Here is a 16,435-nt window from a genome sequence, read left to right as displayed (position 1 = left end):
ATCAATAATGACGGTGATCTGATGAACGCGATAAAACCCGATCCGTTTGGCAATGTGCTTAAGGTCTGGCGCAAGCAGCGCCGTATGAGCCAGCTTGACCTTGCAAGCGAGGCCGCTATATCGACCCGGCATCTAAGCTTCCTTGAAACCGGTCGGGCAAGGCCCAGCCGCGACATGGTTTTGCATCTGTCCGAATGTCTTGATGTGCCGCTGCGCGAACGCAATGCGATGCTGATTGCCGGGGGCTTTGCGCCGATCTATGCCGAATATGATCTTGGCACCGAACAGTCGGCAGCAATTCGGGCGGCGGTGGATCAAATCCTTACCGCACATGAACCTTATCCGGCCCTTGCCATGGACCGGCACTGGAACATGGTGGCGGCGAACCGGATCGTGCCGTTATTGCTTGGCGGGGTTGATCCCGACTTTCTGAAACCGCCGGTCAATATCCTGCGGCTGAGTTTGCATCCAAACGGGCTTGCGCCTCGGGTCGTGAATTACGCCGAATGGCGCGATCATTTGCTGGATCGAATGCGTCGCCAGATTGCAGTGACGGCCGATGCGAAACTGTGCGGTCTTTATGACGAAGCCAGTCGTTATCATGCGCCCGTAAATGCGGACGAGATGGCTGCTTCTGACGGGGCAGGGGATTTGACCGGGCTTGTCGTGCCACTGGTTCTACGGACCGATGCCGGTGAATTGCGCTTCGTCAGCACGACCACGGTTTTTGGCACCCCGGTTGAGGTCACACTGTCCGAACTTGCGATTGAGACCCTATTGCCTGCGGATGCTCAAACGGCGGCCCTTCTGCGGGAGCTGTCGGCAGACTTGCGTTAATTTGAACCGAAACGGGCCAAAACCTAAAACCCCGCCAGATTTCTCTGACGGGGTTTTGGGTTTGCGGTTTGGGCGGCTTACTGGACGGCTTCTGCCATGAAGTTCGGCATCCAGCCTTCGTTCAGTTCGCGCAGCTCGGCAAGGGATATCTTGGTGCCGCCATCGATGGTGACCGCATCGCCACCGGCCTGACCGATGATGACGGCGGCGACGTTGGCGCTGCCCGCCGCGTTCAGGACCTTGTCCGGATCGCGGGTGGCGATCACGTAACGGCCCTGATCCTCGCCAAACAGCCAGGCGACTTCGCTGCCAGCTTCGGGCAGGTGCAGGTCGGCACCGATATTGCCGGCAAGGCACATCTCGGCAACCGCGACCAGAAGGCCGCCATCGGCGATATCGTGGCAGGTGCGTACCAGACCCAGTTCGATCAGTTCGCGTACCAGTGTACCGGCACGTTTTTCCGCATTCAGATCGACCGGTGGCGGGGCACCTTCTTCGCGGCCTTCGATGGTTTTGAGATACAGCGACTGGCCAAGTTCACCGGTCGCGGCACCGATCATGATCAATGCACTGTCATCGCGTTTGATGGCGATGGTGGCATGGTGGCCCAGATCTGAAATCACCCCAACGCCACCGATTGCCGGGGTCGGCATGATGCCAACGCCATTGGTTTCGTTGTAAAGTGACACGTTGCCCGAAACGACCGGGAAGTCGAGTGCGATGCAGGCCTCGGCGATGCCCTGACAGGCACCAACGAACTGACCCATGATGCGCGGGCGTTCCGGGTTGCCGAAATTCATATTGTCCGTGATCGCAAGCGGTTTGGCTCCGGTTGCAACCAGATTGCGGTAGGCTTCGGCAACGGCCTGTTTGCCGCCTTCAACCGGATCGGCCATGACATAGCGCGGGGTGCAGTCGGTGGTGGCTGCAATGCCCTTGTTCGTGCCCTGTACGCGCACGACACCGGCATCCCCACCCGGACGGACAATCGTGTTGCCCATGACCAGATGGTCATACTGTTCCCAGATCCAGCGACGCGATGCCAGATCGGGCGACGCCATCAGGGTTTTAAGCGCATCGGCATGGCTGACTTTGCCCGAAATGCTGGCCGGATCAATACGATCCTGCTTCGGGGTCGGTTCCCACGGACGGTCATATTCCGGCGATGCCTCGGCCAGCGGATCAATCGGCAGGTCACCGGCAACCTCGCCATGCCATTTCAGAACCATGCGCTTGGTATCGGTCAGCGTCCCGATCACTGCAAAGTCGAGTTCCCATTTGTCAAAGATCGCCTTGGCAGCATCCTCGCAACCGGGTTTCAGAACCATCAGCATGCGTTCCTGCGATTCTGACAGCATCAGTTCGTAAGGTGTCATGCCTTCTTCGCGCATCGGGACCTTATCAAGCCACAGTTCGACACCAACGCCGCCCTTGGACGCCATTTCGAACGAGGACGAGGTCAGACCGGCCGCACCCATATCCTGAATGGCGACGATCATGTCGGTTGCCATCAGTTCAAGGCAGGCTTCCAGCAGAAGCTTTTCGGTGAACGGATCGCCGACCTGAACGGTAGGACGCTTTTCATCACTGTCGTCATCGAACTCGGCCGAGGCCATGGTCGCGCCATGGATACCGTCGCGACCGGTTTTCGAACCGACATAGACAACCGGGTTTCCGATACCCGCCGCCGCCGAATAGAAAATATTGTCGGTATCGGCCAGACCTACGGTCATCGCATTAACCAGAATGTTGCCGTTATACGATGCGTGGAAATTGGTTTCCCCACCGATGGTTGGGACACCCATGCAGTTACCGTAACCGCCAATACCTTCAACCACACCGCTCAGCAGGTGGCGGGTTTTCGGGTGATCGGGCTCGCCAAAGCGAAGCGCATTGAGGTTTGCAACGGGACGGGCACCCATGGTGAAGACGTCACGCATGATGCCGCCAACCCCAGTTGCCGCCCCCTGATAGGGTTCGATAAAGGACGGGTGGTTGTGGCTTTCCATCTTAAAGACGGCAGCCTGACCATCGCCAATGTCGATGACACCGGCATTTTCACCCGGCCCCTGAATGACCCAGTCTGCCTTGGTCGGAAGGGTTTTGAGCCATTTTTTCGATGATTTGTAGGAGCAATGCTCTGACCACATGACCGAGAAAATGCCAAGTTCGTTGATGTTGGGCTCGCGGCCCATGATTTCGAGGACGAGTTTGTACTCTTCCTCGTTCAGCCCGTGTTCCTTGACCAGTTCCGGCGTGATCGGGGTGTTGAAATCGTTAGCACTCACGATGCTGCCTCCACCAAGCTTTTGAACAGATTGCGGCCATCGGTGCCACCATGGAGCGGATCAATCGCATTTTCCGGGTGGGGCATCATGCCAAGGACATTGCCCGCCTCGTTGATGATACCGGCAATATTGCGCTGCGACCCGTTCAGGTTGGTTGCCGGATCGACGATGCCATTGGCATCACAATAGCGCAGAACAACGCGACCTTCGCCTTCAAGGCGGTCAAGCGTTTCGCGATCGGCAAAGAAGTTGCCGTCATGATGGGCCACCGGATAATCGACAACGCCGCCGGTTTTATACTGGTTGGTAAAGCGTGTGTTGGTGTTCTCGATTTTCAGATGCGTGTTCTTGCAGATGAATTTCAGGCTGGCATTGCGCATCAGCGCACCGGGCAACAGGCCTGCTTCTGTCAGAATCTGGAAACCGTTACAAACGCCAAGGATGGTCACACCGGCCTTGGCGCGTTCGGCAACAGCACGCATGATCGGGGATTTGGCAGCCATGGCACCACAACGCAGATAGTCGCCATAGGAAAAACCACCCGGGACCATGATGATGTCGGTCTTTGGCAGTTCGGTTTCGCCATGCCAAACCACGGTCGGTTTGGTGCCAGTGGCCTGTTCAAGGGCTGCAATGGCGTCATTCTCCCGGTTGATGCCGGGAAAGAGGATGACAGCGGATTTCATGAAATACCGTCTCTCGATTAATATCCGTTACTTGATCGCGACAGACAAAGGCCCTGCAACGGCAAAGCCCCGCCCGGGCAGTTAGGCCAGCTCGATGCTGTAATCTTCGATCACGGTATTGGCGAGAAGCTTCTCGCACATTTCCCTGACCTCGGCGCGTGCCTTTTCGACGTCGCTGCCATCCAGTTCGAGTTCGATGAACTTGCCCTGGCGGACATCATTGACACCGGCAAAACCAAGACCCTGCAGGGCGTGGTGAACGGCTTTACCCTGCGGGTCAAGAACACCGTTCTTCAGGGTGACATGGACACGTGCTTTCACGAGAAGCTCCTTTGAGTGCGCACTCGCCATACGGCGATACTTGTTTGCAAACAATAATGTACCGGTTCCAAGGGTTCCGGCATCGATGAGAAGTCGATAAGAAAAGGCCGCGCAAGCGCGGCCTTTGGCTTTATTTGTCTTTGTTCAGCGATTCTATATCCGCGGACTCAGGCAGGACACCAAGACGGCGCGCCACTTCCTGATAGGCTTCCTCGACCCCGCCGAGATCGCGGCGGAACCGGTCCTTGTCCATCTTTTCGTTGGTGACGGCGTCCCACAGGCGGCAATTGTCCGGGCTGAATTCGTCGGCCAGAACCAGATGCATGAAATCGCCTTCCCAGACGCGGCCGAATTCAAGCTTGAAATCGACCAGCTTGATCCCGATGCCGCGCATCAGGCCGCACAGGTAATCATTGACGCGCAGCGTCATGCCGACGATCTCCTCGAGCTCTTCGGCACTTGCCCAGCCAAGGGCAAGGATATGCTCGTCAGAAACCAGCGGGTCGCCCAGCGCATCGTCCTTGTAATAAAATTCGACAATCGGGCGCGGCAAACTTTCGCCTTCTTCAAGGCCAAGACGTTTTGCCATCGAACCGGCAACGATGTTGCGCACCACGACTTCGATGGGAACGATTTCGCATTTCTTGCAAAGCTGTTCGCGCATGTTGATGCGACGAATGAAATGCGTCGGGATGCCGATTTCCGCCAGACGGGTCATGACGAATTCGGTGATCATGTTGTTCAGGACGCCCTTGCCGGCAATGGTGCCGCGCTTCTGTGCGTTGAATGCCGTGGCATCGTCCTTGAAATACTGGATGATGGTTCCGGGTTCGGTACCTTCGTACAAAACCTTGGCTTTACCCTCGTAGATGGGCTGCTTTCTGGACATTGGCGGGATCTTTCACATCTTTGCTTGCGGGGGAATGTCCCCGAGCACCCTGAAAAACGCGCCCTTCGTATAGCAGTGCTGACGCAGAAACTCAATTGCCGTGTAGGTCTATTTACGCAGACTTGATAATAGGAATTTGCAACCGTCCGAGCTGCGGAAGGCCGCCGCATAAAAGCCGCCCGAAAACCGGGCGTTACGGATGTAAAACCGGAGGGGTGCCTAAATCTCGACCGGGAGGAAGGGGACGCTGTCGGGCTGGCCGTTGGCAAAAAGCCAGACCGGGCGGCGCGGCAGTTCGTTTTTCTGAGTCGGAATGGCCGGAAGCCCGATCAGGGAGGAACAGATGGTTTCGAACCCGATATTGCTGCGCACGAGCATCGCATCGGCCCGGATATCGTGATGGTCCGGGTCGGGTTCCATCAGGCCGGTATCGGCCAGAAGTGCCTGCCAGGCAAACCAGTCGTCGGCTTCGGGGTTGGGCGGCGGCGCGCTTAGAAAACGCGGCAGGTTGCGTTTGGTGCGTTCTCTATTGGTTTTGTCATTCAGGTCATGGGCGGTGATCATCGACAATCCTTCGGGAATGTCGGTGATTTCGATCTTGCCATCCCCGCGATTGGCCAGCCAATAGGCATCCCGATTATCGGCAATCACCATATTAAAGGGGCGATAGGCATCGCCATCAAGCTCGGCAAGTGCTTGGGCGGCATCGATGGCGTCGGCATGATCAAGCGCTTCGAGCGGCAATTCACCACGCGACCGTTTGTCCGTTGCCGGGCCAAGGGTTCCGAAACGGTTCAGCACGGCGGCAACAACCCCGTCCTCGTTAATACCAAGCCAGGTGCCGCCCGCGGTTTCATCGATTCCGGCGATGACATCGGGGCGATCTTCCCAATGGCGGGCAGGGGCCTTCCACGGGCGGTTGTTCATTTCGTCGCGATTTGCGCCGATAATCACCGGCCATTCATGGTCGGGTCGGCGAAGTATTATGACTGTACACATGACCCAGATCAAAGCGACATGGATAGGCATTTGTCAAATTCAAAAGTATCGGAGCAAGCCGGTGACAGGGCGTGATACAGTCCATAAATAAAGGACGAGGGGAAACGTCCCGCCAAATAACAAATTAGATGGAGGAGTGCGCACATGACGAACTTGACCGAACGCGAACGCGGTTTTGAGGCGAAATACAGCTTTGATCTTGAACAGAATTTCCGGATCGAGGCCCATCTTTATAAGATGCTTGCCGTTTGGGCCGGCGACAAAATGGGTATGACCGAAGCGGAAAGTCGTGCCTATGCTTCGAAAGTTGTTGGTGATGTTGTTGCCAATCCGCAGGAAAACGGCATTATTTCCGTACTTCTGGCGGATTTCGGTCGGCATAATGTCGACATGACCGTTACCGAGGTGAATCGCAAACTCGAAGAATTGCGACCAATCGCACGTTCAGAGTTGCTCGAGGAATAGTTGCTTTACGCAAATAAGAAAAAGTTCGGATTTGCAAACCATTAGCCGGTTTCGTATTCTGTTTTCGGATCATGAAAGATTTCTGGATGCAGCCACGCGTTGTTTTGCCTGTAAATTTTAGGGCAGGGTTGTGGGGCAATTAGAGAAGGGCAAAGGTTTTGCGTATCCTGTTGGCGGACGATCACGATCTGGTTCGTGAGGCGTTATCACTGCTATTCCAGCAATATTTTGACGATTGTGAAGTGGTCGAGGCCGGGGCACTTGATCCGGCACTTGAGCATATCGACGCACAAAACGATTTCGATCTGGTGCTTCTGGATTTGCGAATGCCCGGTATGAACGGGCTCGAGGGGCTTAAACGGACTCTTGAAAAAGCCGCCAAGACAACGTCGGTTGTGGTGCTTTCGGGGGCCTATCGCAGCGAGGATGTCCGGCATGCGATTGAAAACGGGGCGCACGGGTTTATTCCCAAAACATTGCGCGGGCAGACACTTGCCAATGCTATCCAGCTTGTTCTGGCGGGCGAGAAATATCTGCCATCCTCGATCCTGAGCGATCTGGGTGACGGGTTTGGCGGCAGCAACGATAGCGAACCGCGCATGGCGGGTGGTTTTGGCAGTGACGGCGATTTTGCCCGCCTGACCCCGCGTGAACGCGAAGTTCTGGCCCTTCTGGCCGAAGGACGCCCGAACAAGGATATTGCGCGTCACCTTGATCTGCGCGAGATCACGGTGAAATATCACCTGAAAAACATATACAGGAAACTGCATGTGTCGAACCGCGCACAGGCAGTCAAAATCGCACTGGAAGATATGGCGCGCGCCGGAACCTTGTAGTATGCTCGTCAAAGGCAGCGCTATTTCGTGCCTGAAGCCCGGCTCGTGATTTCACGGGCCGTTTTTCTTTGGCGGTTTTGGCTGCTCCCCTCGTAATGTCACCTGAAACGAGGAAGTTATCATGACCGTGCGTATTGCCCTTGTCGGGGATTTCAACCCGGCTGTTACCGCCCATCAGGCTATTCCCAAGGCCATTGAAATCGCGGCTGCCAAAATCGGTATTTCCGCTGAATATGACTGGATCGCAACGCCGCGTTTTGATGATGGTGCGGGGCGGATACTGTCTGGCTATGACGGGATGTGGTGTGTGCCGGCCAGTCCGTATGAAAGTCTTGAAGGTGCCCTTGCCGCCATCCGCTTTGCGCGTGAAAACGATATTGCCTTTCTGGGCACGTGCGGCGGATATCAGCATGCGGTTCTGGAATATGCGCGCAGTGTTCTGGGTCTTGCCAATGCCGCGAATGCCGAAATTGATCCGAATGCGGAATTGCCGCTGATCGCGCCGCTAAACTGCGCATTGATTGATCAGGATGGCGCGATTGATTTGGCCGGGGGCAGTCTGATCCGCGATTATTGCGGTTCGGATCACCTGATTGAAACCTATCGGTGCAGTTACGGTTTTAACCGCGATTATGCCGGGTTGCTTGACGGGCAGGCATTACAGATTAGTGCCTGGGATGCAGATGGCGATCCGCGTGCGGTGGAATTGCACAATCATCGTTTCTTTATCGGCACAGCCTTTCAGCCCGAACGATCCGCCCTGCGCGGTGAAAACCACCCGCTGATCACAGCATTTGTCAAAGCTGCATCGGAAAAATAACCCGATAAAAAAGCACCCCCGGAAACAACGCGGGGGTGCAGTCCCCAAGACGAAGAGTCTCAGGCATGTTCGGGCAGGTTGTGTGCCCGGACATTCGGTGACGTTGGAGCCGTATCTGAGGGTGGGGTGCGTCCCGACTGGATGATGAAAACACCCGAAAGGATCATGGCGGTTGCCATGATATCGGTTGCGGAAACCGGTTCACCCAGAATCAGGCTTCCGGTCAGAAGGCCAATGACCGGCGGGATATAGGTGACCCCGGCGGTTTTGACCGCGCCCAGTTTCCCGATCAGGAAGTAATAGCACATATAGGCAATGCCGGTGCCGAACATGCCAAGGCCGATGAAAAGCCCGGTGGCGATTTTCCAGTTGGTGAAGATCGCATCCATACCGGAAAAATCGCAAATCAGCAGAAGCGTTACCGCCGAAATGCCAAGCTGATAAGTGCAAAGCGCAATTGGCGAAATACCAAGCGGGCTCAGGAATTTGCGGACATAAACAAATGAAAGTCCGACACAACCCGACCCGATGGCGACATAAAGAACCCCCATCAGATCAATACCGGACGCACCGGATTCCCAAGGTTTGGCAATGATCAGGACACCCGCGAAACCAAATAGCAATCCGATGATGGATCGGATATTGACCGGTTCGCTGCGCAGGAAAATGGCCGCAGCGATAAAGGAAAACATCGGGATCACACCGCTTAGCATCCCGGCAACGCTGGATGGCAGAAGCGAAATGCCCTTGGCGAAGGCAAGGTAATAGACGGTGGCCGCGAGGAGCGACATGACGATGAAATGATGCATATGGCGCAGATGTTGCCAATGCAGCACCTTGCGCGCCATCGCAAATGCCAGAACCGGCAGAAAGCCCATGATGACCCGCACCGTTACCACCTGCGTCGGCGAGATCAGGCTGCTTGCCGTTTTGTTGAACAAAAAGGTCATGCCCCAGCACAGGGCAAGAAAGCCAAAGACGATATAGGCGTTGTTCTTCATGGCCGGAACTTTCGTGGGGATCATGTCGTGATTGTAGGTCCGGACCAAATGGCGTACAAATCATGTTATCTGGATCATGGAATAGAAAATCTGCATCATGAGTTCATATCCGCCTCTCAATTCATTGCGTGCATTCGAGGCATCCATTCGATTGAATAGTTTTTCTCGTGCGGCAGAAGAGCTGAACGTGACGCCCGGTGCCGTCGGACAGCAGATCAGAAAACTTGAAGAATGGCTGGGTGTGGAGCTGTTTACCCGCTCGGTCCGGCAGGTCAAGCCAACCGCCGACGGGCTTGATTATGCCGCGCGCATATCGCCCGCCTTGCAGCAGATCATCGACGCCAGTCAGCATTTGCGCGGGCAGCGCGAACATACCGTGCGTGTGGTCATGCCGCCAAGCTTTGCCGCGAAATGGTTTTCCAAACGTATGGCGCGGTTCCTGATTGATTATCCTTCAACGTCACTTCATGTCGGGTCGTCGGTGCAATTTACGGATTTTGATCGCGATCCGGTCGACATCGCCGTGCGGTATTTTGACGGGAATGACGACAAACTCGAATCCGTTCTGATCTATCGCGGGCAGGCGGCGGCATTCTGTTCTCCTGCCTATCGCGACCGGATGGGATTTGAGCATCCAGCCGATTTGGCGCGTGCGACTTTGTTAAACGACATTCTGCATGACTGGTGGGAAGAATGGCTTGGCCAGTTTGCCAGGATGAACCCAAGCGAGATTGCCGCAATCAAGCGCATTGAAATCGATCAGACATCCATGGCGATCGAAGCCGCAATCCACGGGCAGGGGGTGGTGATGGCCAATCCACTGCTTGCCGAAGAAGACGTGATGGAAGGCAAGCTCATCCATCTGTTCCCCGAACAGGTTCTGGTCGTTCCATCAGGATACTATCTGGTGCATCCAAAAAACCGGGAACTGCGCGGGCAGGTGAAGCTGTTTCGCGATTGGCTTTTAAGCGAGGCACGGGAATTGACGCTGTTGCAAAGCCCGTAAACGAAGAAAGCCCCGGCCAGTTTGAACTGCCCGGGGCTTTGATTTTGATGTGGCGTTGCCGTCAGTCGGCAAACACGCGGGCGAAAATCGTGTCGACATGCTTGGTGTGGTACCCAAGGTCAAACAGGCTTTCGAGCGTTTCCATCGGGATTTTCGCGGTAACGTCTGCGTCGGTCTTCAGAAGCGACAGCAGATCGCCTTCGCGGTTCCAGACCTTCATCGCGTTGCGCTGAACAATGCGGTACGAATCCTCGCGAGAAACACCATGCTGCGTCAGGGTCAGCAGCACACGCTGCGAGAAGACCAGACCACCCATCTGGTTAAGTATTTCGTCCATCCGTTCCGGATAAACGACAAGGTTTTCAACCACATTGGTCAGACGCATCAGGGCGAAATCGAGCGTTACGGTCGCATCCGGGCCGATATTGCGTTCGACCGATGAATGCGAAATATCGCGTTCATGCCAAAGGGCAACGTTTTCCATCGCCGGAATCGCCATCGAACGGACAAGACGTGCAAGGCCGGTCAGGTTTTCGGTCAGAACCGGGTTGCGTTTGTGCGGCATTGCCGATGAACCCTTCTGCCCCTTCGAGAAGAATTCCTCGACTTCACGAACTTCGGTGCGCTGCAGGTGGCGGATTTCGGTTGCCAGATGCTCGATCGAGGAGGCGATAACGCCAAGGGCGGCGAAATAGGCGGCATGACGGTCGCGCGGGATCACCTGGGTTGAAACCGGTTCCGGTTTCAGGCCAAGCTTGGCGGCAACATGTTCTTCGACCTGCGGGTCGATATTGGCAAATGTGCCAACCGCACCGGAAATCGCGCAGGTCGCGATTTCTTCGCGCGCGACGACCAGACGGTCGCGGTTGCGTTTGAACTCGGCATAGAAGGTGGCCAGTTTCAGTCCAAAGGTCACAGGCTCCGCATGGATGCCGTGCGAACGGCCCATGCAGGCGATGTCCTTGGTTTCATAGGCGCGCTTTTTAAGCGCGGCCAGCAGCTTGTCCATGTCCTCAAGCAGGATGTCGGTTGCCTGAACGAGCTGCACGTTAAAGCAGGTATCAAGAACGTCGGAGCTGGTCATGCCCTGATGAACGAAGCGGGCTTCGTCGCCGACCTGTTCTGCCAGTTCCGTCAGGAAGGCGATGACGTCGTGTTTGACTTCGGCTTCGACAGCATCGATGCGGTCAATACGGTCTTGGGTATAGGGCTTGTTACCTTTTTCCCAGACCAGTTTGGCAGAGGCGGCTGGAATGACGCCCAGCTCGGCCAGTTTGTCGGCAGCGTGTGCCTCGATTTCAAACCAGATACGGAATTTGTTCGCCGGTTCCCAGATTGATGTCATCTGCGGACGGGAATAACGGGGGATCATGCAGTCGCCTCCGGGCAGGATGGTTGGGTGCCGGGTCATGACCAGATTGCGTGATCAGCGAAGTGCGATGCTGGTTCCGGCACGCTTTCAACGGGTCGGATAGTCCAAATCGCCGCGATTGGCAACCCTGCATCGGGCATGACAGGTTTGTTATCGCTTTTTTACCTGCGTGGAACTTGCCATCTGCTAAGATTATCTCAATCTCCTAATGGATATAGTCCGTAAAACGAACATTCCAGAACAAGGACGGCAAACCGTTCTGATGGCGAGTGGACACAGATAATGGCACGTATTTATGACCCGCATCGGGGATGATTTGAAAAATCCTCCGACCCGCACAGCCCGAGGCGCCGACACCGATGCGCGTTATCTTGCGCAGCTGGTGGATCTTGGCATTGCCCTGTCGGCTGAACAGGGCCGCGAAGAGCTTCATCAGAAAATCCTGATGGCAGCCCGGCAGTTTACCAATGCCGATGGCGGGTCGTTATATCTGGTTAACAAGGATGAAACGGAACTTCAGTTTCGTATTCTGATGAACGATACGCTTGATACGTTCTTCATATCAGGCCGCGAAAACGAGAAACCGTTTCCACCCCTGCCGCTTTATGATCCGGATGGCAACCCCAATCACAAAAACATCGCCACCTATGTCGCGTTAAGTGGTGAATCGATCAATATCGAAGATGCCTATTTCGCCGACGGGTTCGATTTTTCCGGCACGCGTGCCTTTGATGCCAAAACCGGTTACCGGTCGAAATCGTTCCTGACGGTGCCGTTGAAAAACACGCGCGGTACCGTGATCGGCGTGCTGCAGTTGATCAATGCGCGCGACGATGCGGGCAATGTGGTTGCCTTTGATCCGCTGATCGAACCGATCATCAATGCGCTGGCAAGCCAGGCGGCGGTCGCACTTGAAAACAGTCGGCTTTTGATGGCGCAGCGCGATCTGATGGAAAGTTTCGTGCGTGTGCTTGGGCAGGCGATTGACGCCAAATCTCCCCATACTGCCCATCATTGCGAAAAGGTTCCGATCATTGCCCGCATGCTGGCCAAGGCGGCGGTTGATGAAAGGCAGGGCACGTTTTCAAACTTCTATCTGACCGATATGGAATGGTACGAGTTGGACCTTGCGGCGTGGCTTCATGATTGCGGCAAGATCACAACGCCGGATCATGTGGTCGAAAAGGCGACCAAACTTGAAACCATCCATAACCGCATTCACGAAATCCGCACCCGGTTCGAGGTCCTCAGGCGGGATGCGGAAATCGAGATGCTCAAACGCAAGCTCGCGGGCGAGGATGCCCAACGTTGCGATGCCGATTTCAAGGCACGGATTACCGAACTTGAAAGCCAGTTTTCAATGGTTGCGCACAGCAATATCGGTGATGACGAACTTGATACCGATGCGGTCTTTGCCCTGCATGAAATAGGGGCCCAGGAATGGGTGCGCCATTTTGATCGCACCATCGGGCTTTCATGGGCGGAAAATCAGCGGCTGAGCGATGATGATCGTTCTAAATTCAGTCAGCCCGGTGTTGAAAAGCTTCTCGATGACCGGGCGGATCATATCTATCTGGGCTTTAACCGGGGCGAGCTTTATAACCTTTCAGTATCGCGCGGGACCCTGACATCCGAGGAACGCAAAATCATCAACGATCATGTGGTGGTGACGCAGGAAATGCTGGCGCAATTGCCCTATCCCAAGGAATTACAACGCATTCCGGCAATTGCGGGCAACCATCACGAAAAGATGGATGGCTCGGGCTATCCCAAAGGGATGCTGGGCGAGGATATGGGTATTCTCGAAAAGGTGATGGTGATCGCCGATATATTCGAGGCCCTTACTGCGGTGGATCGTCCTTATAAACGGCCCAAGATGTTATCGGAATGCGTCGTCATTCTGGCCGACATGCGCGACAAGGGGCAGATCGATAATGACTTGTTCGAGCTGCTGTTATCCTCCGGTGTTTATATCGAATACGGGTGCAAGTATCTGCAACCCGGCCAGTGCGATGAAGTCGATATTACGCAGTTTCTAAGCAAGTAATTAAGGGACCGGACGCATTGCACCCGGCCCGCCTTTGATCAGGTTCGGTTGATCGAAACCCCGCCATCGGCAAGGAGCGGCACCCCGGTCACAAAGCTTGCCGCGTCGGACGCCAGAAACAGGGCGGCCTGCGCCATTTCGGACGGTTTTGCCATGCGTTTTAATGCATGCAGGCTGTTGACGAACTGTTCGACCTCCGGCCCGGCACCGGGTTTGTTGGTGATGCTGGCCGGGGTATCGGTCCCGCCGGGCAGCAGCGCATTGACCCGAATGCCCTTTGGCCCGTATTCGGCCGCCAGTGATTTCATCAATCCGATCATGCCTGCCTTGCTGGCGGCATAGGCCCCCATGCCGGGCATCCCGACTGTATGACCGACAAAACTGGATGTCAGAATCATTGATCCCGAACCATTGGCAAGCATCGCGGGCAATTGATATTTCGCCCCGAAAAACGCTGATGTGAGGTTGGTTTCGATCATTTCATGCCAGTTTTCGGTTGCCATATCGGGGATTGAAACCGATTCCCCGACCATTCCGGCATTATTGACCGCGATATCAAGTTTGCCAAAATGATCAAGGGCTGCCTCGACCAAGTGTTTTGAAATTGCCTCGTCCGTGAGGTTGCCGGGAACCGCAACCGCCATGCCGCCGGCATCTCGAATATCGGCCGCCAGATCGTCAAGCAGATCGGCGCGTCGCGCATTAAGGACAAGTTGTGCGCCCTGTTTGGCAAAAAGTTCGGCCACGGCGCGACCGATGCCGGAACTGGCCCCGGTGATGATTGCGGTTTTACCGTCCAGTGTGAACATGTTGTCGTCTCCTGTGTCATGATAGGATGGCCAGCAAGGCCGAATACCGTGACGCTAGGTCGCGAACGGGAACTGATCACTCCGGTTATTGGCATTGAATTTGTAAATGTGACGGCCACGAATTCGAAAGCAAGGAACGGAGTGCGGCCAACGGAATGGACGATCAGAATGACGGTCAAACGGATGCATTTGGCATCCCTGTATTCTGATAAAGGAGCCATCCCATGCTGACGGAGACGAGATTGAACAAGGCGATCCGCTGGATCAGTGACGAAGACAAATGGCAGGCCGTGGCAAAACGAGATGGCAAAGCAGACGGGCAGTTTTATTATTCGGTGGCGACCACCGGGGTTTATTGCCGCCCGTCCTGCGGTGCGCGTCTGGCGCGCCGGGAAAATGTCGCGTTTCATGCCAGTTGCGACGATGCCGAACAGGCCGGGTTTCGCCCGTGCAAACGGTGCCGCCCGAATACGGCATCAATTGCCGAACGCAATGCCGATGCGGTGGCAAAGGCATGCGAAACCATTCGCAATGCCGAAGAAATGCCAAGCCTTGATGATCTGGCCGCACAGGTTGGGATGAGCCGCTTTCACTTTCATCGGGTGTTTAAATCGGTAACCGGGGTGACGCCAAAGGCCTATGCCAGCGCCCACCGGGCCGGGCGCGTGCGTGAGGAATTGCGCAGCAGCAACACCGTGACCGAGGCGATCTATGACGCGGGTTACAATTCCAACAGCCGGTTTTATGAACGCTCGCACAAGATGCTGGGCATGACGCCAAGCAGCTATCGTGCGGGCGGCAAGGGCGAAAAAATCCGGTTTGCGGTGGCGCAATGTACACTTGGCGCGATCCTTGGTGCGGCAAGTGCCAAGGGAATTTGCACGATCCTTCTGGGCGATGATCCCGATGCGCTGGTGCGCCAGTTAGAGGACGCCTTTCCCAAGGCGGACCTGATTGGTGGCGACCCGGCGTTCGAGGGCTGGATGGCACAGATCATCGGTCTGGTCGAAGCCCCGCAGCTTGGCCATGATCTGCCGCTTGATATCCGTGGCACGGCTTTTCAGCAACGCGTCTGGCAGGCGCTTTCGGAAATTCCGGCCGGGACAAAGGCAAGCTATGCCGAAATCGCCGAAAAGATAGGATCGCCGCGTGCAACCCGTGCTGTTGCACAGGCCTGTGGTGCCAACAGCATTGCAGTTGCCATTCCCTGCCACCGGGTGGTGCGCAAGGATGGTGATCTTTCCGGATATCGTTGGGGCGTGGAGCGCAAGCAAACCCTGCTCGACCTTGAAAGCGGGGAGGCTGGGGAATGAACAAGATGACCCGTGACGGGATCACATCGCTTGATTGGGAAAAGCATGCCCGCGAGCTTGATGCGCACGGCTGTGCAATCCTTGAAAACCTGATTGATTCGGATACCTGCCGGGCATTGATTGACCGTTATGACGAGCCGGACACATTTCGCAGCCACATCCATATGGCCCGACATGGTTTCGGGCGCGGCGAATACAAATATTTCGCCTATCCCTTGCCCGATATGATTGCGAGCCTTCGGCAATCGCTTTATCCGCCATTGGCTGAAATCGCCAACCGGTGGAACCGGGCGATGGGGCTGGATCAGCATTTTCCCGGCGATCATACTCGGTTTGTAGTCCAATGCCATGAAGCAGGGCAGACCCGCCCGACGCCGCTTTTGCTGCGTTATGGGGCGGGGGATTACAATTGCCTGCATCAGGATGTTTACGGCGATTGCGTATTTCCGTTGCAGGTCGCGATCCTTCTAAGCGACCCGAAAACAGATTTCGAAGGCGGCGAATTTGTTCTGACCGAACAGCGTCCGCGCATGCAGTCCCGTGCCGAGGTCGTGCCGCTGACACAAGGTGACGCCGTGATTTTCCCGGTTCATCATCGCCCAGTTGCGGGAACGCGCGGTACATACCGGGTGAATATGCGCCACGGCGTTTCGCGCTTGCGTGCGGGTTCGCGGCATACGCTTGGTATCATCTTCCATGATGCCAAATAGAAAAAACGGGCCGTGGCAAGACGGCCCGGTCAAGTC

At 55.7% G+C, this 16,435-nt stretch carries 16 protein-coding genes; 8 read left to right on the top strand and 8 right to left on the bottom strand.

What is annotated here, in order from left to right:
- Positions 1-21 precede the first annotated feature (21 nt).
- A complete protein-coding gene (locus LG297_RS15250) occupies positions 22-837 on the top strand; it encodes a helix-turn-helix domain-containing protein (protein WP_404421713.1) in 816 nt (271 codons plus the stop codon).
- A gap of 77 nt (positions 838-914) precedes the next feature.
- On the opposite strand, the gene purL is transcribed toward LG297_RS15250, so the two are convergent.
- The 5 genes from purL to LG297_RS15225 form a co-directional block, all read right to left on the bottom strand.
- Positions 915-3,125, bottom strand: a complete 2,211-nt coding sequence (gene purL, locus LG297_RS15245) for a phosphoribosylformylglycinamidine synthase subunit PurL (RefSeq protein ID WP_404421711.1) — start codon at positions 3,123-3,125, stop codon at positions 915-917.
- Positions 3,122-3,811: a phosphoribosylformylglycinamidine synthase subunit PurQ gene (gene purQ, locus LG297_RS15240; protein ID WP_404421709.1), complete on the bottom strand. Its 690-nt coding sequence runs from the start codon at positions 3,809-3,811 to the stop codon at positions 3,122-3,124. Before purQ ends, purL begins: the two co-directional genes overlap by 4 nt.
- Positions 3,812-3,892: 81 nt before the next feature.
- The gene (gene purS, locus LG297_RS15235; RefSeq protein ID WP_063092657.1) at positions 3,893-4,132 is read right to left on the bottom strand and encodes a phosphoribosylformylglycinamidine synthase subunit PurS; all 240 of its coding nucleotides are present in this window, start codon (positions 4,130-4,132) and stop codon (positions 3,893-3,895) included.
- Between the two features lie 130 nt (positions 4,133-4,262).
- Positions 4,263-5,021, bottom strand: a complete 759-nt coding sequence (purC, locus tag LG297_RS15230) for a phosphoribosylaminoimidazolesuccinocarboxamide synthase (protein WP_404421707.1) — start codon at positions 5,019-5,021, stop codon at positions 4,263-4,265.
- 219 nt (positions 5,022-5,240) lie between these two features.
- Positions 5,241-6,020, bottom strand: coding sequence for an NRDE family protein (locus tag LG297_RS15225; RefSeq protein WP_404421705.1), 780 nt, complete (start codon positions 6,018-6,020; stop codon positions 5,241-5,243).
- Between the two features lie 144 nt (positions 6,021-6,164).
- Here LG297_RS15225 and LG297_RS15220 point away from each other — a divergent pair, with 144 nt between their 5' ends.
- From LG297_RS15220 to LG297_RS15210, 3 genes are all read left to right on the top strand, one after another.
- Complete coding sequence (locus tag LG297_RS15220; RefSeq protein WP_404421703.1) at positions 6,165-6,485, top strand: DUF1476 domain-containing protein; 321 nt, start codon at positions 6,165-6,167, stop codon at positions 6,483-6,485.
- Between the two features lie 158 nt (positions 6,486-6,643).
- Positions 6,644-7,321, top strand: a complete 678-nt coding sequence (locus tag LG297_RS15215) for a response regulator (protein WP_404421701.1) — start codon at positions 6,644-6,646, stop codon at positions 7,319-7,321.
- Positions 7,322-7,442: 121 nt separating this feature from the next.
- Positions 7,443-8,141: a hypothetical protein gene (locus tag LG297_RS15210; protein WP_404421699.1), complete on the top strand. Its 699-nt coding sequence runs from the start codon at positions 7,443-7,445 to the stop codon at positions 8,139-8,141.
- A gap of 59 nt (positions 8,142-8,200) precedes the next feature.
- Here LG297_RS15210 and LG297_RS15205 read toward each other — a convergent pair whose 3' ends face one another.
- The gene (locus LG297_RS15205; RefSeq protein WP_404421697.1) at positions 8,201-9,142 is read right to left on the bottom strand and encodes a DMT family transporter; all 942 of its coding nucleotides are present in this window, start codon (positions 9,140-9,142) and stop codon (positions 8,201-8,203) included.
- 97 nt (positions 9,143-9,239) lie between these two features.
- Between LG297_RS15205 and LG297_RS15200 the strand changes: the two genes are divergently transcribed.
- The gene (locus tag LG297_RS15200) at positions 9,240-10,148 is read left to right on the top strand and encodes a LysR substrate-binding domain-containing protein (RefSeq protein WP_404421695.1); all 909 of its coding nucleotides are present in this window, start codon (positions 9,240-9,242) and stop codon (positions 10,146-10,148) included.
- A gap of 61 nt (positions 10,149-10,209) precedes the next feature.
- On the opposite strand, the gene purB is transcribed toward LG297_RS15200, so the two are convergent.
- A complete protein-coding gene (purB, locus tag LG297_RS15195) occupies positions 10,210-11,520 on the bottom strand; it encodes an adenylosuccinate lyase (protein WP_404421693.1) in 1,311 nt (436 codons plus the stop codon).
- A gap of 295 nt (positions 11,521-11,815) precedes the next feature.
- On the opposite strand from purB, the gene LG297_RS15190 reads away from it, so the two are divergent.
- Positions 11,816-13,567, top strand: coding sequence for a GAF and HD-GYP domain-containing protein (locus tag LG297_RS15190; RefSeq protein ID WP_404421691.1), 1,752 nt, complete (start codon positions 11,816-11,818; stop codon positions 13,565-13,567).
- Positions 13,568-13,605: 38 nt separating this feature from the next.
- Here the strand turns inward: LG297_RS15190 and LG297_RS15185 are convergent, their stop codons facing one another.
- Positions 13,606-14,376, bottom strand: a complete 771-nt coding sequence (locus tag LG297_RS15185; protein ID WP_404421689.1) for an SDR family oxidoreductase — start codon at positions 14,374-14,376, stop codon at positions 13,606-13,608.
- A 224-nt stretch (positions 14,377-14,600) separates the two neighbouring features.
- Between LG297_RS15185 and ada the strand changes: the two genes are divergently transcribed.
- Both ada and LG297_RS15175 read left to right on the top strand, forming a co-directional pair.
- Positions 14,601-15,689: a bifunctional DNA-binding transcriptional regulator/O6-methylguanine-DNA methyltransferase Ada gene (gene ada / locus LG297_RS15180; protein ID WP_404421687.1), complete on the top strand. Its 1,089-nt coding sequence runs from the start codon at positions 14,601-14,603 to the stop codon at positions 15,687-15,689.
- Positions 15,686-16,399, top strand: a complete 714-nt coding sequence (locus LG297_RS15175) for a 2OG-Fe(II) oxygenase (protein WP_404421685.1) — start codon at positions 15,686-15,688, stop codon at positions 16,397-16,399. The genes ada and LG297_RS15175 overlap by 4 nt, the downstream gene beginning before the upstream one ends.
- The last annotated feature ends 36 nt before the right edge of the window (positions 16,400-16,435 follow it).

Origin of the sequence: Thalassospira australica (assembly GCF_044790785.1) — a bacterium.
Lineage (GTDB): Bacteria > Pseudomonadota > Alphaproteobacteria > Rhodospirillales > Thalassospiraceae > Thalassospira > Thalassospira australica_A.
The sequence above is the reverse complement of the archived record's forward strand: the minus strand, read 5'-3'. Positions and strand labels throughout refer to the sequence as shown.